General features: G+C 50.3%; 21 protein-coding genes and 1 pseudogene. 14 read left to right on the forward strand and 8 right to left on the reverse strand.

Annotated elements, in window-relative coordinates; all coding sequences use genetic code 11:
* Positions 1-9: 9 nt before the first annotated feature.
* Together ACX93W_RS17370 and ACX93W_RS17375 are read left to right on the forward strand one after the other, a co-directional pair.
* Positions 10-2,043: a chemotaxis protein CheA gene (locus tag ACX93W_RS17370; protein WP_459393638.1), complete on the forward strand. Its 2,034-nt coding sequence runs from the start codon at positions 10-12 to the stop codon at positions 2,041-2,043.
* Between the two features lie 42 nt (positions 2,044-2,085).
* Complete coding sequence (locus tag ACX93W_RS17375) at positions 2,086-3,675, forward strand: methyl-accepting chemotaxis protein (protein ID WP_459393639.1); 1,590 nt, start codon at positions 2,086-2,088, stop codon at positions 3,673-3,675.
* A gap of 130 nt (positions 3,676-3,805) precedes the next feature.
* Here the strand turns inward: ACX93W_RS17375 and ACX93W_RS17380 are convergent, their stop codons facing one another.
* From ACX93W_RS17380 to ACX93W_RS17405, 6 genes and pseudogenes are all read right to left on the reverse strand, one after another.
* The gene (locus ACX93W_RS17380; RefSeq protein WP_459393640.1) at positions 3,806-5,506 is read right to left on the reverse strand and encodes a CotH kinase family protein; all 1,701 of its coding nucleotides are present in this window, start codon (positions 5,504-5,506) and stop codon (positions 3,806-3,808) included.
* 289 nt (positions 5,507-5,795) lie between these two features.
* A pseudogene (locus ACX93W_RS17385) lies at positions 5,796-6,002 on the reverse strand (TM2 domain-containing protein); the annotation flags it as partial.
* A 258-nt stretch (positions 6,003-6,260) separates the two neighbouring features.
* Positions 6,261-7,001, reverse strand: coding sequence for a hypothetical protein (locus ACX93W_RS17390; RefSeq protein WP_459393641.1), 741 nt, complete (start codon positions 6,999-7,001; stop codon positions 6,261-6,263).
* A complete protein-coding gene (locus ACX93W_RS17395; RefSeq protein ID WP_459393642.1) occupies positions 6,998-8,098 on the reverse strand; it encodes an SPFH domain-containing protein in 1,101 nt (366 codons plus the stop codon). The genes ACX93W_RS17390 and ACX93W_RS17395 overlap by 4 nt, the downstream gene beginning before the upstream one ends.
* Before the next feature lie 229 nt (positions 8,099-8,327).
* Entirely contained in the window at positions 8,328-10,085 is a 1,758-nt protein-coding gene (locus tag ACX93W_RS17400) for a sensor histidine kinase (protein ID WP_459393643.1), read from the reverse strand.
* Entirely contained in the window at positions 10,082-10,840 is a 759-nt protein-coding gene (locus ACX93W_RS17405) for a response regulator transcription factor (RefSeq protein ID WP_459393644.1), read from the reverse strand. Before ACX93W_RS17405 ends, ACX93W_RS17400 begins: the two co-directional genes overlap by 4 nt.
* Before the next feature lie 247 nt (positions 10,841-11,087).
* Here ACX93W_RS17405 and ACX93W_RS17410 point away from each other — a divergent pair, with 247 nt between their 5' ends.
* Both ACX93W_RS17410 and ACX93W_RS17415 read left to right on the forward strand, forming a co-directional pair.
* Positions 11,088-12,050: a M23 family metallopeptidase gene (locus ACX93W_RS17410; RefSeq protein WP_459393645.1), complete on the forward strand. Its 963-nt coding sequence runs from the start codon at positions 11,088-11,090 to the stop codon at positions 12,048-12,050.
* Between the two features lie 260 nt (positions 12,051-12,310).
* Complete coding sequence (locus ACX93W_RS17415) at positions 12,311-12,970, forward strand: response regulator transcription factor (RefSeq protein ID WP_459393646.1); 660 nt, start codon at positions 12,311-12,313, stop codon at positions 12,968-12,970.
* Between the two features lie 98 nt (positions 12,971-13,068).
* On the opposite strand, the gene ACX93W_RS17420 is transcribed toward ACX93W_RS17415, so the two are convergent.
* A complete protein-coding gene (locus ACX93W_RS17420) occupies positions 13,069-15,459 on the reverse strand; it encodes a S9 family peptidase (RefSeq protein ID WP_459393647.1) in 2,391 nt (796 codons plus the stop codon).
* A 294-nt stretch (positions 15,460-15,753) separates the two neighbouring features.
* Here ACX93W_RS17420 and ACX93W_RS17425 point away from each other — a divergent pair, with 294 nt between their 5' ends.
* A complete protein-coding gene (locus tag ACX93W_RS17425) occupies positions 15,754-15,888 on the forward strand; it encodes a hypothetical protein (protein WP_459393648.1) in 135 nt (44 codons plus the stop codon).
* 662 nt (positions 15,889-16,550) lie between these two features.
* On the opposite strand, the gene ACX93W_RS17430 is transcribed toward ACX93W_RS17425, so the two are convergent.
* On the reverse strand, positions 16,551-17,693 hold the full coding sequence (locus tag ACX93W_RS17430) for a sensor histidine kinase (RefSeq protein ID WP_459393649.1): 1,143 nt from the start codon (positions 17,691-17,693) through the stop codon (positions 16,551-16,553).
* Between the two features lie 270 nt (positions 17,694-17,963).
* On the opposite strand from ACX93W_RS17430, the gene ACX93W_RS17435 reads away from it, so the two are divergent.
* From ACX93W_RS17435 to ACX93W_RS17475, 9 genes are all read left to right on the forward strand, one after another.
* Positions 17,964-18,638, forward strand: coding sequence for a stalk domain-containing protein (locus tag ACX93W_RS17435; RefSeq protein ID WP_459393650.1), 675 nt, complete (start codon positions 17,964-17,966; stop codon positions 18,636-18,638).
* A 236-nt stretch (positions 18,639-18,874) separates the two neighbouring features.
* Positions 18,875-20,083, forward strand: a complete 1,209-nt coding sequence (locus ACX93W_RS17440) for a LolA family protein (protein WP_459393651.1) — start codon at positions 18,875-18,877, stop codon at positions 20,081-20,083.
* Positions 20,084-20,219: 136 nt separating this feature from the next.
* Positions 20,220-21,410, forward strand: a complete 1,191-nt coding sequence (gene alr, locus ACX93W_RS17445; RefSeq protein ID WP_459393652.1) for an alanine racemase — start codon at positions 20,220-20,222, stop codon at positions 21,408-21,410.
* A gap of 279 nt (positions 21,411-21,689) precedes the next feature.
* Positions 21,690-21,971: a CopG family ribbon-helix-helix protein gene (locus ACX93W_RS17450; protein ID WP_068686490.1), complete on the forward strand. Its 282-nt coding sequence runs from the start codon at positions 21,690-21,692 to the stop codon at positions 21,969-21,971.
* Positions 21,972-21,974: 3 nt separating this feature from the next.
* The gene (locus ACX93W_RS17455) at positions 21,975-22,325 is read left to right on the forward strand and encodes a type II toxin-antitoxin system PemK/MazF family toxin (protein ID WP_068686489.1); all 351 of its coding nucleotides are present in this window, start codon (positions 21,975-21,977) and stop codon (positions 22,323-22,325) included.
* 158 nt (positions 22,326-22,483) lie between these two features.
* Positions 22,484-23,218, forward strand: coding sequence for an SAF domain-containing protein (locus tag ACX93W_RS17460; RefSeq protein ID WP_459393653.1), 735 nt, complete (start codon positions 22,484-22,486; stop codon positions 23,216-23,218).
* Positions 23,215-24,066, forward strand: coding sequence for a hypothetical protein (locus tag ACX93W_RS17465; RefSeq protein WP_459393654.1), 852 nt, complete (start codon positions 23,215-23,217; stop codon positions 24,064-24,066). Before ACX93W_RS17460 ends, ACX93W_RS17465 begins: the two co-directional genes overlap by 4 nt.
* Positions 24,067-24,083: 17 nt before the next feature.
* A complete protein-coding gene (locus tag ACX93W_RS17470; protein ID WP_459393655.1) occupies positions 24,084-25,472 on the forward strand; it encodes an ATPase, T2SS/T4P/T4SS family in 1,389 nt (462 codons plus the stop codon).
* Positions 25,469-26,404, forward strand: coding sequence for a type II secretion system F family protein (locus ACX93W_RS17475; protein WP_459393656.1), 936 nt, complete (start codon positions 25,469-25,471; stop codon positions 26,402-26,404). The genes ACX93W_RS17470 and ACX93W_RS17475 overlap by 4 nt, the downstream gene beginning before the upstream one ends.
* The last annotated feature ends 7 nt before the right edge of the window (positions 26,405-26,411 follow it).

Below are 26,411 nucleotides of genomic sequence, written 5' to 3' on the forward strand. Positions count from 1 at the left end.
GAGCTGAATATGTCCGATTACGCGGAATTTAGGGATATCTTCCTGGAGGAGCTAGGCGAACAGATTGACGAGATGGAAGAGGAATTGCTGCGGCTGGAGCAACAAGGCGCGACAGCAGAGGGCATCCAGCGTCTGTTCCGCGTTGCTCATACGATCAAAGGTTCATCTGCGGCAATGGGTTATGAAGAATTAAAGGATTTGACCCACGAGTGGGAACATCTCCTGGACATGCTGCGCAGAAAAGAAATGGGCTTGTCCCGGGAATTGGGCCATCTGTTTTTTGAATGTCTGGACAGCATCAAGGTTATGCAAGGAGCGATCATTCGGAATGCCGCCTTGTCTCCGGCCCTTCATATTGCAGCCCGCCTCAGGGAATATACTACAAAACCCGCAAGCGTTAAACATTGCCACTCCGGACAACCGGAATGGCCGGAGGAAGCCGTTTCATTCATCAACAACTATAGCCGCGATGGAGAGAACTTGCCTTGGGCGGAGATTGTGCTGGCCGACGATTGTTTGATGAAGATGGCGCGAATAAGCGTTATCGATCTGAAGCTGCGCGGCGTGTGCGAGGTGCTGTGGAGCGAACCGAAGCTGGAAAGCACGGAGGATGAAGAGCCTGGCGGAAGGATTCGTTGGCTGCTGGCCCCTGGAACGCCGTTGGAGCAGGTTGCATCGATTCTGGAGTCGCAGTTTGAGGTTGCAAGCTCTGCAACGGGAGAGATTTCCCCTGACGAAGATTATGGGGAATTCGAAGCTTTGCCTATTCCAAGCGGCGAAACGCCATGTCCAACGAACGAGTCAGGCGATCACACGGAAAACCACGGTTCAACGGCAGCGGATAAAAAACAGTCCAATCAGACGATTCGGGTAAAAGTGGAGCGGCTGGAGGAGGTTATGAACTTGCTTGGGGAACTGGTTATCGACCAGACCCGTATGAAGCAGGCATCTCTAAGCCTTAAGCGGCAATACGGCTCATCCGAGGCTCTGGACGGGATGGGCGAAATTACGGATCACTTGTCCAGGCTGATCGGCGAGCTGCAAGAAAACGTGATGAAGGTTAGAATGCTGCCTATCGAACAGCTTCTGAATCGTTTTCCGAGAATGGTCCGTGACTTGGCGCTGACATTAGGCAAAGACGTCGATTTGGTTGTAGAAGGCGGCGATACGGAGCTGGACCGAACCTTGATCGAAGAAATCGGCGATCCGCTGATCCATTTGATTCGCAATGCGGTGGATCACGGCATCGAACTCCCAGAAAAGCGGATCGCAGCCGGTAAACCGGCAAAAGGTATTGTGAAAATACGTGCGGCCCATGAGGATAATCAGGTGGTTATCGCCATCTCTGACGATGGAGGGGGAATTGATCCTGCCGCCTTGCGCCGTTCGGCGTTTGCCAAAGGCATTATTTCGGAGGAAGAAGCAGGCATGCTGGATGAGTTCAAAAGCTTGCGCCTCATTTTCCAGCCGGGATTCTCCACGGCGACAGCGGTCAGCGATATTTCCGGACGCGGAGTCGGCATGGATATCGTTCGTACCGATATCGAACGCCTAAACGGAAGAATCGATATTGATACCACTTTAGGAAAAGGCACTACCTTTATTATTCGCCTGCCGCTAACGCTGGCGATTACGACCGGTCTGCTGGTTAAGGCCAGCGATCAGCGTTTTGTCCTGCCCATGAGCTCGGTTGTTGAAATTGTAAGGGTGGACCTGTCTGACTTGCAGATGATCAAGGGATCGCCCGTACTGGCGATACGAAATCAGCTCTTGCCGCTTGTTTGGCTTCATGATTTGTTCGGATACCCGCGGGAGCTGAAAACCGGAGTAAAAACACCGGTTGTCGTTATTGCCAGCGCGGAGCAGAAAATGGCTGTATGCGTAGATGAACTTCTGGGCAACCAGGAGGTTGTCATCAAATCGCTTGGCTCCTATGTCGGTAAAGTGCCGTGCATCTCCGGCGCTACGATTCTGGGCAATGGAAAAATCGCATTGATCCTGGAAACGGGAGGCTTGTTCAGAAAGGCTAACGGCATCATCTGAAAAGAATCACAATGATTATAATCAGACAGGGAGGCAACACAGATGAAATGGTTTATGAACTTGCGCATAAGCGTTAAGCTGATCTCCGCCTTTATCATCATTTCAATTTTAATGGCAGGCGTCGGGGTGTACGGACTTGCCAACTTGAACAGCCTGAATGTTACGCTCAAAAAAATGTACCAGGATCAGCTCATTCCAGTTAGGGAAGCGCTGGAGGCCAATGTTAAATATAGTCAGCTGCGAATTTATATTCGCGATTTGTATATGGCCAAAACGCCGCAGCAAAACGCAGATGCGTTCAAGAAGATTGAGGATACAAAACGGACGTTGTTGAATAGTGTCGATAGCTACAGATCCACGAATTTAACCGATGCCGGAAAGGCGATTATCGAACCGTTCGACAATGCATGGCGCGAGTATGAATCATTCCTGAACAAAGCAGTCGAGCTTAACAACCAGGAGCGGCTGGATGACATGTTTAACCTGATTAATGGAGATTTGGTCGCTGCCGGCAATGTAGTTGCGAAAATCTTGACCGACAGCGCCGACATCAACGTTTCGGAGGCGGAAACCGCTTATCAAGACGGGCAGAATCTTTACGACTCAGCTCTTATGGGAACCATTATTTTCATTGCTGTTGCGTTTGTACTATGCATTCTGTTCGGTATCATCCTTGCCAAAATTATTTCCAGGCCTCTTAGCCAAATGGTGGGAATCGCAGGGAAAGTGGCGGAAGGCGATTTGCGTCAAAAGGCCGCTATCGATACGCATGACGAGGTGGGCCAATTGGCGTCATCCTTTAACAGCATGATCGACAAGCTGAACGGAACGGTAGGCAACATCGTTTCTTCATCCCATAGCGTAGCTGCGGCAGCAGAGCAAATCTCGGCGAGCACGCAGGAGATTGCCAGCGGCAGCACCTCTCAGGCAACGGCAGCGCAAACAATCAACGAGTTGTTCAGCGAGCTGACGTCTGCTATCCAGGCTGTAGCGGAAAGCACCGAAGAAGCCTCCGAGCTCTCCGACGCCACAATGAAGCTGGCGGGAGAAGGGAAAGTCATTATCGAGTCCTCGCTCAGAAGCATGAACGGAGTGCGGGAGCAGATGGCCCAGTTGGAGCGGGATTCACATCAAATCGGCGATATTATCGAAGTCATCGAGGATATTTCGGACCAAACAAATCTGCTTGCGCTGAATGCAGCTATTGAAGCGGCGCGTGCGGGCGAACAAGGCAGAGGGTTCTCTGTTGTAGCCGATGAAGTGCGCAAGCTGGCGGAACGCAGCGGCGAGGCGACGAAAAAAATCGCATCCATTATTCAAGGCATGCAGGAAAATACAAAAAGAAGCGTTACAGCCGTACAGGAAACGGCGCAATTGTCGGAGCAATCCGGTGAAGCCTTCCAAAAAATCAGCAACATGGTTAATGACTCTGGTCAACGAGTTTCGGAGATTGCTGCGGCAAGCGAACAGCAGGCGGCTCAGGCAGCCAACGTGCTGACAGCCGTGGAGAACATCTCGGCGGTTACGGAAGAAGCGGCTGCTGTCAGCGAAGAGTCCGCGTCGACGGCTCAATCGCTTGCTCAATTGGCAGAGGATTTGCAGCAAACCGTATCGGTATTCAAAACGGTATAAGGCAAACACAGCAGCGAAACATGATAGGAAGCATGATAGAAGCGGGAGAGACTGGCCAACATGCCTGGTCTCTCCCGCTTTTTTACATGGATCGGTTATCCGGGATCCGTTCACATCCCTTCCTTGGGTCTCAAGACTGCTGCTTGCCCCAATCGCCTGGTCCGCCTTGGCCGCCCATTCCGTTGCGTTCACCGCCTCCTCCCTGAGAGCCGAGCGATTGCAGGTTTACGGAAGAAGAATCCACGAGCGCGCTTGAATCCGTTTGCTGCCCTTCTGTTGTTGACGGAATTGTCCCGTCAAGCTGCCCTTGGATGCTCTCTGCGCGAAGGGCTCCCAATTTCTTCAGTTCCTCAATTCCTGCTGAAAATTCATCGTAGCTATAGAAGGCCGAAGGGTCATTTTTCACATATTCGGAAATCATTGAGCTCAGGTTATTCACCGTTTGTTCGAACTTGCCGTTGGCAAAATAGCCGTCAACGATCTCTTGCAAATATTGATGATACGTTTCCAGATATTCAGGCACTTCAAGCAATTTCGCAAGCAATGGGCGATCCTCCAGGTTTATTCCCGATACTGGAGTATCAATGGGGAAATTGACGACATCCGATGCGCTTCCCGACTGGAAGCCGCCAAACGCCAGATTGTAATCCCAAGGAAGAATGCTGATTTGCCCGTCGTTTTCGTAGAGGTAGTAGTTATGCCCCATATTGGAAACATAGCTGTCAAGATTGACCACCACTGTATGTGCCGCAAAATATCGGAGCACGGCGTCAACATCCACATAGGTTTCAAGCTCATTGCCCTCGGAGAGATTTTTCAACGCTTCAATGACGCGCTGCTGATCGGCTTCATCGGTTTTCGTTTTTGAGTTGTCGAAGATCGCCGAATAGCTGTCGATTTCATCGTCAGTGTACTGGAGGGAGACGCCGTTGTCAGCCATGCCTCTCATCCCTCTGCCATTCCTGTTTTGCTGGACCGGCATCGTTTGATCCCCGCCAGCATCGGCCGGAGCCAGATCTTCTTTATTCCCGCCGTCCGGCATCGGCCGGTCGCCATTTGCGGCATCTGGCATCGACTGGTTGCCGCTTGCGTCGCCAGGCATTGGCGGTTCGCCGTTTTCGCCACCGGGCATTTGTCCTCCGCCCATACCTCCTGCGTCCATATCCGATTCCGGTTTATACAGCTCTCCTTCATCGTTATAGACCCGTTCAAGATAACCGCTGTCCAGATCTTCTACGGCCAGATAGAAGCCCCAGGTCTCGCCATTGAGCGAGATATCCGCAAAAGCGAATAGCGGCGCATCTACACCGATATAAGTCATGATGTCATAGGACAGATATTCCTTCAGGCTTGTTGCATCGGAGAAGTTATTATTAAGCACGATTTTATCCAGGCCTAGCCAGGTCTGACCATCTACATATTCGTCAAACTTTATTTTGAAGCTGTAGCGGTCCGTCGTATCGTCTCGTACAATCGATGAAAGGCTTGAGTTACCCTTCGGACGTATGCCGACATTTTTGATTGTTGTCCCATTAATCTTGATGTCTGCCGGTATATACTCTTCAGCCGCTGCATTGTCCAGCATGGCCTGCCATTCGGTTTCATCCACCGAAATTTCAAAGGTCATCATTTCTGTTTTATCGATCTCGTCGGCATATCCAAGAGAGGTGGTCTGTATTTCTGCTTCCGAAGCTGTAGCCGTGGACGCAGAATCGGATTGGACGGAATCTTGGGTAACTTCCTGATTATTTGTCGATAGCAGAGCCGAACATCCCGTCAGCATCCATATTACGGCTAAAGCCAGCAACAGGTTTAATGAAATCCTAAACATAATGATCATCGCCTTTCTTATTTGTTCTAATGCACATCTGTTCAAATGGCACAATGCCAGAGCTGTCTGCTCCGTCGCTCGCTTATGTGACTCATTGTAGATGCGTAACCTTTAATAAATCTTAAGTAAAGTTGGTCAGAAGTGCCCAAAACAGGGTTGGGCAAAATAAACAGACATGAAAAAAACGGGAGAGACTGGCCGCTACGGCCCGTCTTTCCCGCTTTTTTTTTAACAATTTAGTCTGTTAACCGCGGCCGATCTTCTGCGAATGGCTGCGGTAAAAAAATCCTCACTTGCTGTATTTCATATGGAAGCGATCCTCGTTTGAGGCCAAATAAACAATACCTTCAATAAATCCGATAAATGACGGAATATATGTCCAGCAAAACAATACGTAAACGATACCCCAACCAATTCTGCCCAAATAAAACTTATGAATCCCGAGGCCGCCTAAAAAGATGCCTAGCAATCCCGCAAGCACCTTGTTTTTGCGGTTGTAATAAACAGGCCGCTGTTGTCCGTAGGGCTGTTGGTATTGCTGATTGCCATAAGGAGGTTGTTGATATTGTTGCTGTTGCGGCTGCTGCTGTCCAAACCATTGTTGAGGAGGCGGCGGCGGTGGCGGCGGAGATTGGTATGATGGCTGGCCGACCGCCAGTTTTTCGCCGCAATACCGGCATTCTGCGGCATCAAGCGCAACAGGCGCGCCGCAGGAGGAACAATTTTTTGTTGTCATGGTGAAATCTCCTTTTCGTTATCTGATCATTAGCGCTTCCCTGTTCTTCACAAGTCTGCGCGTTTCTTCAATATACTTCTGCAGCTCGGTTGTATCGCCAACAGCACTCTCGACGCCAGCCTGGATTTGAATATATTCCAGATGGCTGTGAATACTCCGTTCGATTTCCATCACTTGACGATTGCCCAGGACGCGGCCAAAAGGAGTGGAGGCTTGCATACGCTCCTTTAATGACTTGAAGGCTTGAAGAACGGGAACGATTCCGTCTTGGCCTTGTCTGCCCAGCAGCAAAGCCTCGATGCCCAGCAACCGCTGATTGACGGCTTGGCTCTCCTCCAGCTCAATTTCGGCCAACCCCGCCTCAGCGGCTTCCCGCTTGGCGAAGCGAAGGATAACGGCAAGAAAAATGAAATAAGCAGCAAGCAGGAGCAGCTCCCAAAGCACATAGGCGGATGCGCTTCCGGCAATGGCCACGATTGAGAGTGCGTTTGCGGCAGCGCCGTATAGAATGGCCGAACACACGATAACAGCCGTGTAGACGGTTCCGATCCTTTTGTTCAGCGTGCTCGCGAATAAAACGGCGCCGTTAATGGCAACCAGCCCGATGGCCAGCACCAGCAGCATCAATAGAGACTTGATAGGCGCGAGCAGGGCGAATAATGAAAACAGCCGAAAAAAAACAAAAATAGCAGCTAGATCAAAAAGGAGGCAGCCGCCTAATTTCAGCAGCCCGGTTATAGATAATTGGTTCGTATTCATCCCTGTCCTCCCAGTTTGCCGCCGCATTCGCTGCAAAACTTGACTTCAGGCCCATTCTCATGACCGCATCCGGCGCATGTCTTCTTGAGCATGGAATTGCCGCATTCGGGACAAAACTTCGTTCCGATGTCGACATCATTCCCGCAAGCTCCGCATTCGACCTGCTTCTTGCCCAGCTTGTCCCCGCAATTGCCGCAAAACTTGGAATCGGGATCATTGGCGGTTCCGCATGATGAACATGGATTCGTATTGAGCGGAGACGGGGGATGCAGGATGCCCCCTGCCGCTCCCGCCAGAGTGCCGCCAACCGCCAGTCCGGCGCTTGTTCCGAGGCCAATGCCGATCCCCGCTGCCGTAAGGCCGCCGCCGTCGCTTCCCGCAGCGGACTCCATAACATCGAAGGATCGTTTAATGTTGTAACGGTTGTCTCCGATAATGTCGAAGGATGCTTTTTCGCCTAAAATCTTGTTGATGATATCAAAATCCTCATCGGGGAAGTTGATCGACGATACATTGAAATTGACGACGGACAAACCAAATCGTTCGAATTCGCCCGCAATGTTAGCTTCAATGTTATCGGAAATCTCCTCCAGCAAAGGCGCGATCTCAAGAACGGATATCTTTTCCTTGATCACGGTGGAAGAAATGACGGTTTTCACCTTGGTTACGGTCAGCCCTTTAAAGTATTGAATCATGGAGTCGTATTTGACCACCTCATGATCGCCCAGAGTACCGATAAGCTCCGTCAAAAAGACTCTGAAGTCCTCTACCCGGATGCCGAGCTGCCCAAATGCGCGAACCCTTAGTCTCACATTGTATTTGGGGTCGATCAGGCTGACGGGATCGCTGGTTCCCCACAAAATATCCAGTTTGGCAGTCCGGTTAATGAAAAATATTTCGACCGAAAAGGGCGTTTTTTTCCCGAACGGCAAGTTTACGATAGACTTCAGCAGCGGTATGTTTTTGGTACTGAGCGTATAGGTGCCAGCCGAGAAATATTCCAGTGCCTTGCCGCCTTTGACCAATACGGCGATTTGCCCTTCTCCCACGATCAACTGGGCTCCATGGACAAAGCTGTCGCCCGGATAACGGAACACCAGCCAGTTGCGATTTGCAATTCCATTAAATTTAATAACATCAATAATCGCCAGAGGTATCCCCCCTCTTATTTCTGTGACGAATCACATATTTTCCCTATTCTTTATCTTAGTACATTTATCCCATGTCTAGCAATTGATAAAAATCATAGAGAGCTTATTTTGTCATATTTCATAGGAATAAAACAGTTTTTCTTGAGCTTTTTTGTACCAAAGTCATTTCCAGGGTCTATCGGCCTCTATTGTTAAGCCATGTCAGTGTAATGGCCGTGCCTTTGTTTTTGACGCTTTCTACGGTGATCGTCCCGTCAAACGCCTCGACCAGCGCTTTGGTTACGGCCATGCCAAGTCCGGTACCCTCGGGCGAGCTTTCTGTATCCGTTCCCCTGTAATAACGCTCGAACAATCTCTCCCTGGTTTCCTCGTCCATGCCTTCTCCGTTATCGGCAAACACAATCATAATCTCGCCGGAGTCAGAAACAGACACCGAAACGGTCAGCGTGGTGGACTTGGAATTGTGCAGAAAAGCATTGGCGGTCAAATTATCGACGATGCGCTGAAACCAGGGTTTGTAGACATACAGCTTTACCGGCTCCTCCGCCGGCAGGAACAGGATTCGGGAAGCCAGATTGTCGGGCGTAATTTCTGCACCGTATAGCGTCTCCGGGATGTAGGCGTTTAACTCGACCTCGTCAAGTGAAGGAGGAACAGCTCCGCTTCGCAGCTGGTAGGCCAATGCCAGGTCGCCAATGAGTCCTTCCATATGCGTCGACTTGTCCAGCATGATGCGGGCAAAGGAGCGTACCTCTTCCGCTGACCATTCATAGGCGGGGTTCTCCAGCAGATGGGCATACCCCTTAATGGAAGAAAGCGGCGTTTTCAAGTCATGGGAAACACCTGCAATCCATTCGTTTCGGGTTTTCTCCGTTTCCTCCCGGGCTTTCGTATCCCTTATAAGCGTGCGCGTCAAGGACTCCAGCGAATCCATGACATCTCCGTAAAGACGATAGCGCCGCCTGCGTTTGCCGTCGGCGCCAGTGCTGCGGGGTCTGCCATTGCTCCCCGTTGGCTCGGCATAACTCCCGCCGCCCAACGCCTTCAGCCAATTCATCATGTGCAGGATCGGCACGCCGGAGTGTTGACCGAACCACCAGGCAAACACGGCATAGACGACCATGGAGGATGCGATCAGCATCCCGGTGGTCGACATCAAAATGGCAAAGTCCGGCTGGATTAGCGGTTTTTGTCCCGGCTCCATATTGTCCAGTGCCGTGCTTAATACCCAGGTCAAGCCGCTGTCCGGTTCGTATTGCGTCATCAGTCTCGTTCCGTATTGGTCGAAATAAACGCTGCGGAGCGCCATTTCCTGAAGCGTAAACTGGGCAACGGCGCCTTCCGGCGCATTAAATGCTGCTATTTGCTTGCCTTCCTCGTCCAACAACTGAAGCCAGGATCTGCTTTCTGTAAGGGTGCGGGCAAGTTTGGACGGAAGCTCCAGATTTCCATTGTTTTGTTTGGCAGACTCGGCGATTTCTTTCAGCAGCAGGGCATCATCGTTTCTTTGGCCATAAAGCAACGTATGCGTAACGCCTTTTTTGTCTTGAATCCATAGGTACAATTGATAGGAAAATGGCGTTCGTCCCAGCCAATATGCTGTTAACTCGCCTGGACCGTAGGAGGAAGGCACGTCGGGAGGGACGAGATAAGAGTCGATAACCTTGCCTTCCTCATCGATGCGCTGCAGCCAACCGCCGCTGTCTCTTACCATTGCCAGCAACTCGGGATCAAAGCGGATGATGCCGTCCTCCTGCTGAAGCGTTTGGATCAACTGGTAAAGGCCGGCGCTTTCGAATTGCCGGGTCGCCTCCAGCCGGCTCATGTTATCGGTGCCCCATTTGAGAATAAATCCGGCCAAAACCAGCAATACAGCCCCTACGACAAGCAGTCCTGTCGCAAGCTTAAGAGCGAGCCGCCATTTAATATTCATGAAGGCGTTGTCTCCTCTGCGCGGAAATCGGACACTGCCTTTTTCACCAGCTTGTACCCCATTCCCCTCACATTAACCAGGTATTCAGGCCGTGAGGGATCCTTTTCGATCCGTTCCCGAATTCGGTGAATGTGGACCATGACCGTATTATCGTCGGAAATGCTTTGTTCTCCCCAAACGCGCTCATAAAGCTCGCTTTTGGTAAATACCCGGTTGGGATTCCTGACAAGAAAGAGGAGCAGCTGAAAAACCAGGGGAGGACATGGCGTATAGCGATTCTCCACGATAAGCTCTACCGCGCGCTCGTCCACCTGGAATCTGCCGAAGTCATAGCAGCCTGCCTGTGTTGCCGCGGAATCCTGCGGGATCGCCGGAGAGGCGGTTTTGCCGCTGCGGCGAATGAGCGAGCGGATTCGGGCCACAACCTCCAGCGGGTTAAACGGTTTGGTGACGTAATCGTCGCCGCCGACCGCAAACCCGGACAACTTGTCAAAGTCGGTGGAGCGCGCGCTTAGGAACAGGATGGGAGCATCGGTCAAAGCGCGAATAAAGGGACAAGCTTCTATGCCGCTCATGCCCGGCAGCGTCACGTCCAGCACGATAACGCCATAGGCCTTGCGGCGGCAAACCTCGATCGCTTCCTCGGCTGTCGCTGCTTTGTCTATTGCTGAAAAGCCCTCTTTTCGAAAAACGGTTTCCAGCAATTGCAGAAGAGCTTGTTCATCGTCCACAAGCAAAATGGGGATATCGTTCATAGTAAAGCCTCCTGTTGTACCTTCTATTTTATACAGCCTCAAGGTGCCGTTTTTTGTCATTCCTACAGGGTAATTGTAACATGCGGCGAGCGCGAACAGGCTTTTGTTGTATGAACACAGTCTTATTTTTGACGGATTGAATTAAGACCGCGTTAAGACAGCGTTACGGCAATGACAAGATAGGCTTGCTACACTTTTGATGTCAGGAAAGAGAGAGGATACGCAAGATAAACGGAGGAGCGGGGAAATGACAAAAGGAAAAGGAACATTAACCCAAAAAGGGATGGCTGTATGTATTGGAGCGGGAGTTCTGCTGGCGGGCTGCTCTGCTGGAGAACCGGCGGAAACGGTTGTTATTCCTTCCAATGAAATAATCGGAGCGGTTGAAGCAGGGGAATACGACCGCCTTTATGACGGCTTAACGGCCGATTTCCGCAAGGAGTTTTCAAGAAAGGACTTCATAAAGGCTGTAAAAGGTTATAGCGGAGATGTGAAGGCATGGCAGGGCGTGTCGGAGTTGAGCTTGAACAACAGCACTTACAAAACGTGGAGAAGTGAAGACACCGGCAAAGGATTAAGTGTCATTTTGACCGAGCAGGGGGAAATCTTCAGCTTTAAGATGGTGCCGCTGGAAACCTATCCTCAAACTGATCAAGCTTTTACCAAGCTCACTTATTCCTTGCCGCTGACAGAGGACTGGTTTGTTTTCTGGGGCGGAGAAAACGTGCTTGCCAACTATCATTATGAATATGAAAGCCAGCGTTACGCCTACGATCTGATTCAAGTGAAGGACGGATTCTCCTACAGCGGAGATCCTGCGAAAAATGAAAGCTATTATGCCTTTGGCAAGGACATTACAGCTCCGCATGCCGGAAAGGTTGTCCATGTAGTGAGTGATATTCCGGACAATGAGCCGGTAGGCACAATGAATGAGAAGCAGCCAGCAGGCAATGTGGTCGTCATTGATCACGGGGATGGAGAATTCAGCTATCTGGCCCATTTGAAAAAGGATTCCGTAACGGTCAAGGTTGGCGATAGGGTGGAAAAAGGCGACGTCGTAGGGTTAAGCGGCAACTCCGGCAATTCCAGCGAAGCGCATCTGCATTTCCAGGTTTCGGATGGCGATGATTTGTTTGCGAGCAAGTCGCTCCGCATCAAATGGGAAAACGATCTTCATCCCGTGCAGGGCGATGCGGTAAACGGCGGTTAGGCGGGCATGGGCGTCATATGAAAAAGAAAGTGACTATATCGGCGTTAATCATAATCGTTCTTATATCATCGACCTATTTTCATTACTTCTTATAGGACGGGGTCGTCGGTAAGGCTGTCATAAACCTTTAAACCACATATAGCGGCGGATAAAATGACGTGAGGTCTTGCACAGCAATGTGCAAGGCGGCCCTACTCTGGAATTACGTGCACAGTGTTGATATACTTGAGGAGCATGTATGAAGAGAGGGGTATCTATTCATGTCAGCCATTCAGCTTTTAATTGTAGAGGATCAGGAATTGATTCTCAAAAGTCTGGGCATTGTGCTGGGAATGACTCCGGGCATTGACGTGGTCGGGTTGGCGGAGAATGGCCAAACAGCAATTGAAAAGGCAGAAGCGCTGCAGCCGGACATTATTCTAATGGACATCCATATGCCGGTCATGAATGGTGTAGATGCTACAATCATCATAAAAAAGCGATGGCCGCAAATAAAAATAATTATTCTTACTACCTTTCAGGATATCGAATATGTAAAATCCGCGCTTAATAATGGGGCGGAAGGCTACATTCTTAAAGCTATTGACCCTATGGACTTGACCAACGCCATTCAGCTTGTCCATCGGGGGGAAATGATGATTACGCAGGAAGTTGCCCGGTCCCTGTTTGTCCATCAATCCTCAGGCAAGGCTGAGGCAGAGCCAGTACCCAAAGCTAATTGCATACACGATCTGACGGAGCGGGAATTAAAGGTGCTTCAGTTGATTTCGGAAGGTTTAGTCAATCGTTCAATTGCCGAGCGGTTGTTTTTATCAGAAGGAACCGTTAAAAACTATATTTCCAGCATCTATTCCAAGCTTGGAGCTGAGAATCGCGCTTCAGCGATGCGTAAAGCAATAGAGCAAGGGATATTGCAGTAAAAAGAAGCTTCGTGGAGCTGCTAGGGGACTGATCCCTGGCATCTGCGAAGCTTTTTTAATCCACTGATGATGCTGGGCGAAGTCACTTCCACTTCTCTTTATTTAAGGTGCTCATGAAGAAACTTTTCTAACGTTTTGTAGAAATCGATCTGGTTTTCAACATTATAGAAGCCGTGTCCTTCGTTCTCCTTTACCATATAAGGCACATCAATGCCCCGTTTGCGCAAGGCTTCGACAATCTGATTGGATTCGGCAATATTAACCCGAGGGTCGTTGGCGCCTTGGGCGACAAACAAAGGAGCTTTAATTTTATCGACGTGGAATAAAGGGGATATTTCTTTAAGTTCCTCTTCATCAACCGCCGGGTTGCCTACATGCTCGAAAAACATTTGTTGTTCCGATCTCCAATAGGCCGGGATGCTGTTTAACAGTGTAATCAGATTAGAAGGCCCCACAAAGCTCACGCCGGCAGCATATAAATCAGGAGTAAAGGCCAAACCTGCCAGTGCCGCGTAACCTCCGTAGGAAATCCCGCAAATTGCAATTCGTTCAGGGTCAGCGATTCCTTCGTTAATCAACCAATTCACGCCATCGGTTATATCATCTTGCATCGCCCTCCCCCATTGTTTTTTTCCAGCTTGAAGGAAAGCTTTCCCGTAGCCGGTAGACCCTCGGTAATTCATCTGCAGAACTGCATATCCACGGTTTGCGATAAATTGAATGACAGGGCTATAACCCCATGAGTCTCTCAACCAAGGACCTCCATGCGGATATACGATGACGGGTAAATCTTTAGCTTCTGTATTGTTTGGAATGGTCAAATAGCCGTTTATCGTCAAACCGTCGCGGGCCGTATAAGCGATAGGCTTCGTGCGAGAGAGCCAGCTTTCGTTAATCCAAGAAGCGCTATCCGCAATTTTTTCTATTGTATCTGTCGTACGATCATAGAAATAATAGCTGCCAGGCGAAACATCGCTGTAGCTTGTAAACAAAAGCTTGTTTTCATCTTGACTAAAGTCCCGTATGGAAATACTTTTTCCAGCCATTTTTTCCTGAAGCGTGGTCTGCAGCTGCATTAATTGCTTATCGAAAAAGTAGTACTGAAGCTTGTCGCGTTCATATACAGCCGCCATAATTTTATTGTTTGACAACAACACAGAGCTGACATCAATCTCAGGGTCGGAATAGAGTTTTTCGGTTACCTTTTTTGAAATCGGATCATAAGCGACAAGCTCCGTTTTGTCTTTTCCTACATTGGTTAATGCATATAGCTGTTTATTGTCCGCAGTAAACAAAACCGGCTGAAAGACATCACCGCTTTCTATCGTCATCAACGTTTGAAACTGCTCTTTATCTGACGCTCTGTAAAGCACTTTAGACGCGTCTTCGCCGGTGTAGTGGGCCACTCGCACCACTCCGTTATGGTCGGCCAGCCAACTGGTTATGTTGCCTGGATTTTGTGCTGTTAGCGTTAACTCGCCTGTTTTAATGTTCAGTTTATAAACGTCAAACAGGGAGGAATCGCGTTGATTTAGCTGGATTAATAGTTCATTTTGAGATAGCTGGGAAAGGATTGAAGCTTTTGTGCCGGGATAAGGAGTAAGATCCTTATTGCCCTCACCGTCAATTCCAATGCGGTAAAGATGGTCGTTTTCATCTCCGCCGTTGTCCATCGGATAGATCAGCGTTGTGTTATTCCCCCAAATAAAAGTGGAGATATTACGCTCAGTAACGTCTGTGATGCGAACCCCCTCGGATTGACCAACTTTTTGGACGAACAGATTTAGACGATTGCTCCAAGGGGCCAAATAAGCCAAATAGGTTCCATCAGGCGATAATTTATATTCGGTATTCTCTGGTATCTGGAAAAAATACTCTAGCGGAAGATGGTTTTCATCAACATACTCCAGCTCCATGGCCCTGTACAAATAAATGCCAAACTGCTCGTAATTAATGGCTGCTTTAGGCTCGAATAATCCAGAATCCGATATAAACTGCTGTCTTAGTGTGAGGGCATCGGCCAGATGCGCCTTGGATATAGCATCCTGGTCCGAATAAATGGCTTGAATGCCATTATCATGCCAACCGAAGCTGCGGACTAACAAGGTTGCGGCTTGTTCATTGGATAGCGCCTTCTCCGGATGATAGCGTCCCTCATATCCGGTTGCGATATTTTTTTCCTTCAAGGCATAGATGGCTTCGGCATGTTCCGCAACGGCACTTACATCTGCAAAGCCGGTCATGGAATCAGGTTCCTGTAATTGAAATGCCTTGTACAATAATTCTGCTGCTTCTCCCCTCGTAACGACTCTGGTTTTATCCTTGTTTATAACGCTGGCAGGCATAATTCCGAGATCCACTAATGCGGACAACTCTTTGTTACCGCTGTTTATGGCGGCCGTCGCCGTCTCGCTTTTCGCCAAAGACACTGAACCTATGCCGCCGGCCGTCAGACATAAGGACAACGCTGTAACTAAAATCTTCTTCATTTCGTTCCTCCCGTTTGTGTGAATGTAACTTCCGTCTTCCAAAAGATAGTCAAAAAAAGTCATAGTTCCTAGTGAAGAATGGCTAAAAAAAGTCACAAAAAGGGCGATCCGAAAAGGCTGCTGGTCATTACGTTTGCGAAATAAACGGAGACGGTTGGCACATGCAGGCCGCTTGAAGCCATTTGAATTCGCTCGAGCCCGCTTTAACCCGCTTGAAGCCATTTGTTGACGAACAAACGATTACTTGACGGCTAAAAGCACAGCAAACATAGAGTGGCTAGCGGGAGCTACAGCGTGCGTATAGCTGGAGGGAGCGACAGCGCGGTGCATGGCTGGCGGGAATTAGAGCGAGGCGTATGGCTAGCGGGAACGACAGCGTGCGTATGGCTGGAGGGAGCGACAGCGCGTCGCATGGCAAACGGGAACTAGAGTGAAGCGCATGGCAAGCGGGAACTAGAGTGAAGCGCATGGCTAGCGGGAGCTACAGCGTGCGTATGGCTGGAGGGAGCGACAGCGCGTCGCATGGCAAGCGGGAACTACAGTGCGGCACAGGGCAAGCGGGAACTACAGTGCGGCACAGGGCAAGCGGAAACTAGAGTGAAGCGCATGGCTATTGGATGCGACAGCGTGGTGCATAGCTAGTGGGAGCGACGGCGTGACGTATGGCTAGTGGACATTCATGTCCGTTAGCTATGTTTTTCAGAGCGTTTGCCGAATGTAACGGACATCCATGTCCAATACAGCCCCAAAACATGCCATTTTGGCTCTTTTTTTAGCTGTAATGGTCATATGTGTCCCTTACAATGTAGAAAAGTTGCTTTTTCCCCTTGTAAGGGACATCCATGTCCGCTACAGCGAAGGAGAAGATGACAAAACAGGTGACCGTGACGGTGATGCGCCTTGCCATGTACCTGCAAAGCAGGTGACCGTGACGGTGATGCGCCTTTTATGTACCTGCAAAAGCAGGTACATAAAAGGCCGGATGGAAAACCTTGCGTCTTCTCGCCCAGCCCATTATTTTTGAGTCATTTTAGGGTCCTTTTGGATAGCCCGCATTGTTTGCGTGCTTATGAGCAGCGGTTAAAAGCTGCCTATTGAATGGGCACTTTACATGTCAGTGTAATGCCGCCGCCAGGATTAGAGGATATGTTAATCATACCGTTTAAATTGGCTGCGCGCCGTTCCATTGCTTCCAGCCCGAAACCTTTAACCAGTTCTTGAAATCCCAAGCCGTCATCCGTAACGGTTATCGTTAGCATGTCCGCCTCGTAAAACAGCTTAACCCCCGTATGAGACGCCTGCCCATGCCTCATTGCATTCGTAAGGGACTCTTGCATAAAACGAATCAAAAACTGGCTAGTCATTTCGGACAGCTTTTTCTCCAAGCCAATTACTTCAAGCTCAACCTTCATTCCTGTATGCTGGTGGAATTCATTGCCGATTTGATAAAGGGCGGCTGACAAGGGTTGATTCTCGGCTTCATTTGGAGCGATGGCATGTATGTGCCGCCTGACCTCATCCAACCCTGCTCGCATCATCTTGAGCAATTCGCGCAGTCGAAGTTTTGCTTCTTCAGGGGCGGCATCCATTAAATAGAGTATGGCATCCATTCCAATTATGGCAGCGGTAAAGTTATGTCCGACCGTGTCATGAAGATCACGCGACAACCTGTTGCGTTCCTCCGTTAACGTAAGCCGTTCAATTTGTTTCGCATAAATTTGCAAGGTAGCATTCTGCTGCTGTATAGTGCGGTTGGCTGCAACCAGCTTCCTAAAACAAAATCCTATGCCGGCAAAAAGCAATAAGTTAACGGATTCCTCCAATGCCGTTTCCCATGGGATAGCAGAAAGCTGACCCAGGCCGAGGCTGGCAACAAAAAATAAGCCTACAGTAATCCCAAATGCATTTGACCTTCTGCAAAGGTAGCCGAAAGTCAAAAAGGGCACTTGGAAAAAAACAAGAATGTTTTGATTCATCTCGTCGGGAAGCAAAAAATACAACCCACCTGTCAAAAGCAGTTCGACAGCGGACACCGCAAGCGGCGAAACTCCTCGCTTCAGGTATAGAAAAAATGGAAGAGCGGCGGATAACAAGAAACCACATGCGCATAACGCCCAAAGCCCTCCATTGTCGGCCCCAATGCTGCCATGAAGAGCAATGATTCGAGTCAGCGCCCAAAAAAGACGAATAAAAATTGCGACATAATCCAACCAGTGTATTGGTTTATTAAACATATCAAAACCCCTCATTTGACTCCTGTTAGCAGTAGCTCAAGCGAACGACGAACAACCCTTTTCATGTCACTTTATTTCTCAATAGTAAAGGAGCATGAGAGTTGCTGTAAACGATGCATTGGTTCTAAGCCATTCCGTTTGAGCATCCCAAGGCAAAATAAGGAATAGGGACTAGCTCAAATACAACCGCAGGTACTTGTATTCCCGGAGTATTCTTTGTACGATGTTCTCATTTAAACACTAATCGAAGCTGTGGGAGAGTGAGAAGTTTTGAAAAAAAGCGTAATCATTGTTGGCATTAGCGCGGCTATGCTGCTCAGTATGGGGACAGGGGCGTTCGCTGCAACCAAACTGCAGGAAATCAAGGCGTTTTTGAACCCTGACATCAAAGTTAAAGTAGACGGTTCGCCAATTCAACTGAAGGATGCCAACGGCAACGCCATCGTACCCATTAACTACAAAGACTCCAACTACTTCCCGATCCGGGCCATTTCCGACGCTTTGGGCGTAGCGGTTGATTACGACAATGAGACCAAAACAATCATTCTTGGGGAAAAAATCGATGGAACGGCAATCGCCCAAGGCTTCGATGATATGTACCATACCAAGGATCCGGCTCAAACGACGTACAAAGGCATCGACTATAAAGAAGCTTATTTCAATAACGGAAACGGAAACCGTAACGGCAGCTTTATGCTTTATCCCAAAAAAGAGCATCAAAAGCTTTACCTTCAAATTGCCGCAATAGGCGAGGATATTGAAAAAGTGGAGATCAAGGATAGCGATAACGATATCATCCTGAAGCAGGTCAATGTCGTTAAAGCGGAGGATGGGCTGGTTACAATTGAAGCCGACATCGGAGGCGTCGAGTCGTTGTATATTCATTTTGATATAAAAGAAAACAGCGCTGCCTTCATTCCTTTGAACGCATCCTATTATCGTTAAACACCGCTTATGAATAGATGCTTTTGTTTCAATGGGCCAGCCGGGAAAATTCCGGCTGGCTTTTTGGTTCTATGCGGGCTTTGGGGCAAGTAGCTGGCGTCAATCCCTGTTGGCGGAGCAGGGCAGCCTTGCAATCTGCAGCGGCAGCTTGTCAAAGTCGTCCGCATAATTGGCCGAGTCCCCTCATAGACATGGTATCAGCCAGTTAAAACTAAGGGTGCAGAGGGGATGATATCATGCGTCGCATGACATGGACGGCGGCAATTGTGCTGATTTTTTCACTTATTTTGTCTGCTTGCGGAACGAAGGACGCCGAGTCCGTGGTGAAGGAGCTGGACAAGTTTGTCAGCAGCATGGAGAGCTATCAGGGAAGCGGCACGATGACGCTTCATACGGGACAGCAGCCGCTGACTTACGGCGTGGAGGTTTCTTACCAAAAACCGAATCATTACCGAATCAAGCTAACCAATGAAGAAAAGGACATTACACAAATCGTGCTTAGAAATGAAGAAGGCGTGTTTGTGCTGACGCCGAAGCTTAACAAGGTTTTCCGTTTCCAGAGCGACTGGCCGCAGAGCCAAGGCCAGGTGTACTTGTTCCAGACGCTTGCGAACAGCATTATCGTGGATAACTCCAGGCAGTTTACGACAAGCGAAGACGCTTACGTTTTTGATGTGATGGCGAATTATAACAGCGGAGCGCTGGCGCGCCAGAAAATCTGGCTGGATAAGGATGATTTGAGCCCTCGCCAGGTAGAAGTCAGCGATACCAATGCCAATGTGATGGTTGATGTTAAGTTCGATAAATTCAGCTTTGGGCCCAAATTCGACAAAAGCGTATTTGAAACCGAAGCGAATATGAAGGCGGAAGCCGCTCCTTCCGGAGCCGGCGGAGATGAGCCAACCTTGGCGACTCCGGAGCATTCCGGCGAGAACCACGGAACGGAGCATAAAGACGATGATGCATCGGCCCCGGAAAATAGCGGAGGCGGGGATGGCGAAGAAGCGGCTGAAGGCGACGATGAAGCTGCCGGAACGCCGGATGACGGAGCGGCTGCCGCGCCGCAAGGAGAAGAAACAGCCGCAGAGTCCGGACAAGGCGAAAACACGTTTACGGCATTGGAGCCGCTGTATCTGCCCGAAGGCGTTAGCTGGCAGGACAGCTCCGACATTGAATACGCCGGGCAGCCGGGCCTGCTGACGCGCTTTAACGGCACATACAGCTACTCGCTTATTCAAACGCAGCCCAAGGATGTAGCGGCGACGCTTGTGCCGGGCACGCTGGTCGATCTTGGCTTTACCATCGGCGAGCTAACGGTAGGCGAGGAGCTCCAGACATTGACATGGAGCTATCAAGGCAGCCAGTTCCGCTTGTCCAGCGCCAATCTGCCGGAATACGAAATGCTCAAAGTCGCTCAATCCGTGCAGGGCGAAATCGGTAAATAAAGAGAGCGAGCTTTCATTTCCAATAGGTGTCATCCGTATCTGCCATTCATTTCATTGACAGTCCGAAGTTGCGGGGTTAACATTAATTTTATCTGAAAAAAGATCGGACTGTCAGATGGGATGCAACGAGGAGAAGGTGACAGATTTGAATGCTTATTATCGCCCGACCAGGGTAGAACTATCGCTTGATGCGATGCGGCGCAATCTGGAGGCTGTGAGGGCGTCACTGCCGGAAGGATGCCGCGTAATGGCATCGGTCAAGGCGAATGCCTATGGACATGGCGCGGTAGCAATAGCGGAGGCGGCAGAACGGTTTGGCGTTGATTATTTAGGCGTTGCGTTTCTGGATGAAGCGTTGCAGCTTCGGCAGGGGGGCATTAAAGCTCCGATTCTGGTGCTTGGTTTTGTGCCAGCCGACGGATTGGAGCTTGCCCGCCGGCATGATATCGCGATTAGCCTGTTCCGGGAGGACATCCTGGATGCGGCGGCAGCTCTTGATGAAGCCGGCGGTTTAAAGCTGAAGACGCATATCAAAATCGATTCCGGCATGGGCAGGCTTGGAGTGATCGGCCTTGAGTCAAGCCTGGATTTCATCGGAAGAGCGCTGGATACGCCGCAGCTCGAGGTCGAGGGGCTGTTTACTCATTACGCCAAAGCGGATGAAGCCGATAAAAGCTATACCAGGCTTCAATATGAGCGGTTTGCCGAAATCGCGGCGGCCGTGAAGGAGCGGGGCTGGAATATTCCCCTTGTTCATGCGGCCAACAGCGCGGGCGGCATCGACACGCCGGAATGGGCGGGCGGCATGGTGCGTCTGGGCATCGGCCTGTACGGCCTGTATCCTTCGGAGGAAGTAAATCGCAGCCAGGTCAAGCTGGAGCCGGTTCTCAGCCTCAAGAGCAATGTCGTTTTTGTGAAGCGTGCTCCAGAGGGCTGGGGAATCAGCTATGGAACACGCTATTTTGCTGGAGAGAACGAGATCATCGGCACATTGCCGATCGGCTATGCCGACGGCTACAGCCGAATGCTGACGGGCAAAGCCAACGCGCTTGTTGGCGGCGTCAAGCGGCCTATTGTCGGAACCATCTGCATGGATCAATGCATGGTTTCGCTGGGAGAAGGCAATGGAGAGATTGACGATATAGAGCCGGGAGCGGAAGCCGTTTTGATCGGACGGCAGGGCGATGAAGAAATTACAGCCGAGGAAGTGGCCGAGCAGCTAGGCACCATTCCGTATGAGCTGATCTGCATGCTGGCCGCCCGTCTTCCGCGCGTGTATACAGAGGATGGCTCCGTTGTGAAGGTTACAAATGATCTGAGTAGCTAAGGGAGCTTTTTGGACATTTTGTGGACGCTTTCCCGGAGGAAGTTAATCCCATGAAATTCTTTTTTTGAGCCATGAAGGAAATGAACGAGAAATAGCGAATAAGAGTATAAAGTCTCATGTACATCGGTTTGACAGGCGGAATTCCGGCATTTTTCTTGCATACAAGCCATATAGCATAAAAGCTATACGGACAGCATAGAAATGTTGAAGTATAGTCACCGCGATATTTTGTCATAATGTGTAATACGGGGTTGGAAAAGTTTTGGAGGTGCGAGTTCGGTGGCCAATTTGCATAATACGAAAAGGATTATGATTAGCTTGCCCGATCAATTGCTTGAGGAGGTGGACGGAATCGTTGCCAAGGAAAATTCGAATCGCAGCGAGTTTATTCGTCAAGCCATGAAGCAATACTTGGTGGAGCGCAAAAAACGCCAAATTCGCGAATCCATGCAGCGCGGCTATATGGAGATGGCGAAAATCAACCTGAACATGGCGTCGGAGGCTTTCCAGGCGGAGGAAGAAGCGAACCATACGTTGGGCCGGCTCGTAAGCGGGGTGTAGACAGTGATCGTAAAACGCGGAGATGTGTTTTTTGCCGATTTGTCGCCGGTGGTTGGCTCGGAGCAAGGCGGGGTGCGCCCTGTGCTTGTTATTCAGAACGATATCGGCAACCGCTTTAGCCCAACAGTCATTGTTGCGGCCATAACCGCGCAAATCCAGAAGGCCAAACTGCCCACCCATGTCGAAATGGATGCGGCGAGCCATGGCTTTGACCGTGATTCCGTTGTGCTGCTGGAGCAGATCCGAACAATCGACAAGCAGCGTCTCACCGACAAAATTACCCATCTGGACGATGAAACGATGCGCAAGGTGGACGATGCCTTGCTGATTAGCGTTGGTTTGATTGATTTTTGAAAAAAAACGATAGACAATTGACAGGTGACTTTGCTATTATAGGCTCAATTGGAAATTGACTATTGAATATAGGCACATATATGCGAAGAACGCATTCTTAACGCTGTTGCAGCGGAGAATGCGTTCTTTTTTTGTTGCCTGGAGGGGAAGTGAGGGATATGGGAAGCAATCGCAAACTTTGGATGGCGCTTGCCGCGGCGTTGTTGTCGGCGGGTCTTGTATACGGTTTATACCATCTTCAACGACAGCAGTTAACCGCCGAGGAAACAATTGGCGTTGTTATACCCAAACGGTTTATTGCTGCCGGAGAAGTGATAAAAGGAGAGGATCTGGAGATTGCAAGGCTGGCGCGCGATGCTTTTGCAGTGGACATGCTGCTGGATATTTACGGAGCAGTTGGACTTGAGGCGGCAGTTCCGCTGGGCAAGGGCGAGCCGCTGCTGGTCTGGAAGCTGAATGAATACGGACTTCAGCCCGGCCTTGAAGAATCCACCTTCGGCATTCCGAAGGAATATATCAAGTCGATTTCCAGCGGCATCCGGGCCGGCGATCTGGTGCAGCTTTATGCTTCGGGGGGAACAGGAGAGTCGCGCAAGCTGTTTCCGGACAGCGTTGTAGTCGCCTCGGTCAAAACATCCGGCAATGTGGAGATCGACAATTTGGCGCAGTCCCACCTGCTGGCATTGGCGGAAGGCAACAAGGAAGGGATGTACGCCGCAAGGCGCGATGCCAACGGCACCATTGATTTTCTGAACCTGAATTTGACAGAGGAACAGTGGCTGGAGCTGGACAACCTGTGCAGGGATGGGGAAATCAAGCTGGTTGTGGCATACAGTCCGGAATCGTTCCAGCGCCTGGAAGGAACCGGTTCAAGAGAGGGGATTACGCCATGAGCAATTCATCGTCTTCCACGGCCGTGTTTGTAGGCACAACGCCCAACATTGGCACCACTACGGCGGCGTTTGCAACCGCTTTGCGCATGGCGGAAGCGGGAGGCATTTCGGTCGGGTTCCTATGCCTGCATCTCAAAAGCGCCAAGCTGCATCGTTTTTTGGGCGTGGACAATCCGCCGACCACATTAGATCAGCTTAAGCCGGAGCTTCATTCGAAGTCGTTATCTCCAGAGCTTTTGCGAAGAGCCACGCTGCCTCTTCCGGGACAGCGCAATCTGCATATTTTGTTCGGCAGCATGAATCGGGAGCAGGCGGAGTATTATCAGCCCCTTGAAATCAGCCATTTGATCCATGTGGCTAAACGAACTTTTGATTTCGTCGTGCTGGATGTAGGAGCATATTGGGATAACGCTGCCACAGTTTGCGCCATTCGGGAGGCCGAGACGCGGATTGTCGTAACGACTCCGGCATTATCTCATTTTCAGGAAGACGGCAAACGCTGGATCGGACAGGTGTCGCCGCTGTTCCAAATCGAGTCAAATCAATACGACTGCGTCGTCGTGCACGGAGCATGGGGAGGGGAAGGGTACAGCATGAAGCAAATATGCAAAGAGCTTGGGGTCAATCCGCTCGGCCAGCTGCAATTAAACAGCGCGCTGTACAGCAGCTATGATAAAGGACAGTTTCAGGACTGGCTAAGCAGAGATGGAGAAGGCAAAAAAGCGATGGTTAAGCCGGCGAAAGAGCTATTGAAACGTTATGGACTGCAAAGGGGATTTTCGCCTATGCAAAACCAGCCATGGTTCCGCAAGCTGTCTAAGCTGCGGGGCGGCGTGGATTCGGTATAAAAGGGAGGTGAAGAAGCATGAGTGATCTACGGTTTTCGCCTTCTGAATTTGCCGCGATGGTATCAAGAGGAGGAGGTCAGGGATTTGATTCCGGGGCTGATGCCGATGGCCCGGGCGCGGAAGCAAGCCCAAGGCAGGAGTGGAGCCGTGAAGAGGAGTTCGACAAGCTCGCGGAGGATATCCGCTCCTATCTGAGCGCTCCCCGGGGCATAACGGGTGAAGAGCGTCGGCAATATGGAGAAACGTTAAACAAAGCGGTGCTTGGTTTCCCGCATGAGAGGACACAGGTGCTCGCCGTTATACAAGATCGGCTGCAGTCCATGCGAATTCATGACGATGGCTGGCGGCATCCCTATGCGACGTTGGCGGAAGCCCTTTTTGCCGAGGTTGTTGGGTTAAACGTGCTGGAACTGGTGCTGGCGGGCAAGACGGGGCTGGAGGAGGTTCAGGTGGTAGGGACGCGTATCTATGAGGTGCGGAACGGCGCAGCAAGGTTGTCCGGCTACAGCTTCGGCAGCATCAGAGAAGTGGAGAGAATTCAGCAAAATCTTGTTTTGTACAACAACGACCGGATTACTCCGCGCAAGCGCTGGGCGGAAGTTATGCTGCGTGACGGCTCGCGGGTAACGATGACCGGTTTTGGATTTACGGCGAGTCCAACATTGACCATCCGTTTCTATACTGTGCAAAGCTTCAGTCTGGATGCGCTGGCAGGGCCTGCATGCCGCACTTTGAGCGCAGACATGACCCGGCTGCTGGGGGCAGTGTTGAAAGCCAGATTTAATCTGGTCATTATTGGACCGACCAACTCCGGCAAAACCAATCTGATGAAGGCGTTTATTGCAGAGCTGCCGGATACCGAGCGGATTGTTACGATTGAAAGCCGCTTCGAGATGATGCTGGGACGGGATTTTCCGGATAAAAATATTGTGGAGTACGAAGCTTCGGAAGAGGATGCAGGACATTCCGCGGGACAGGCTTTCCGGCTGGCCCTCCGGCAATCGCCGGAACGAATTATTCATGCGGAGATTCGCGATGACGACGCGAACATCTACGTTAGAGCCTGTACGCGCGGACATTCCGGCAGTATGACGACAGTGCATGCCAACCATCTGGAGGATGTGCCGGAAGCGATTACCGATATGTGCATGCTGGATGGCCGCGCGATGAATGCGGAGCGGCTGGCTAAAAGGATAACGGAATATGTGACGGAGGTTGGCATTGAAATGAAGCTGTGGAGAGGCAGGCGGGTGGTTTCCCGTATAGGCGAGCTGGTCTGGCATGGCGGAGAGGTTAAGGTAAGGGACTGGTTTAAGCTGGATGAAGCCGGCGGCGGGTGGATTTCGCCCGATCTCCCTTCGCAAAGGGCGGCGGACCGTCTTGCTGCTGCGGGGTATGCCTTATGAGCGGAGGCGCGTTTTGGGCTGCTGGATTGCTGCTTTTTCTGCTGTTTGGCATTAGCATTTACTCGGGCCTTGCCTTGTGGCTCGGCAAAAAACAATTGACCAGCCGGCTGACCTATGAATCGCCTTACAGTACAAGGAATTTGCTGCTTCGCCATTTTAGCCGGTACAAAAGCATTCGGAATCATGTGTCCGAGCTGCTGGAAACGCTAAGGCTTGAGATTAAGCCGGATGCTTTTATCGCTGCAAGCGGGCTGCTGCTGCTTGTTGGCATAACAGCGGGAAGTCTCTTCTTTCAAACGGCGAAAGGTTCCCTGCTGTTTGGACTACTGATTGGTTTTGTGCCCTATACGTCTCTTCGGGCCTTGCTTGTTCATCGGAGAATGGGAGCGCAAATGGATTTTTTGCCGGCGGTTGAGCTGTTTTATCAGTGTTACCTGGTAACGGGAGAGAGGCAGGTCAAGGTTGCGCTTCAACGGGCAGTGGAGGAGAAACGACTGCTGGGGCCTATGCAAGGTGTCTTCGAGCAATTGTATCGCAATTTGTCCGTGCGTGGAGATGATGAAGCAAGCCTTCGGCTGTTGGGTTCATCGCTGGGACATGTGTGGGGCGATTATTTTGTCAATATTTTGAGGGTTTCGCTGGGGGAAGGCGTATCGGTGTCGGAAGGACTGAAGGAACTGATCTCCGACATGAGAAAGGCGCGCCGCTCCAATGAGCAGGAGAGGCATCGCCTTTTGGAAATTCGGCTGGCCAATTTTACGCCGCTGTTGTTTCTTGGCCTGTTTATCGGAATCAACATCCATTACAACAAGGAAAATTCCTACTATTACTATTTTCTGGACCCTCGGGGCAGAGATATGCTTTTAAACTCGTTTCTGCTGATTTTTGCTTCGTTTTTAATGGGATTGTGGCTGTCTCGCAAAAAAATGTAAAGGAGTC

The organism is Paenibacillus sp. CAU 1782 (assembly GCF_054551715.1).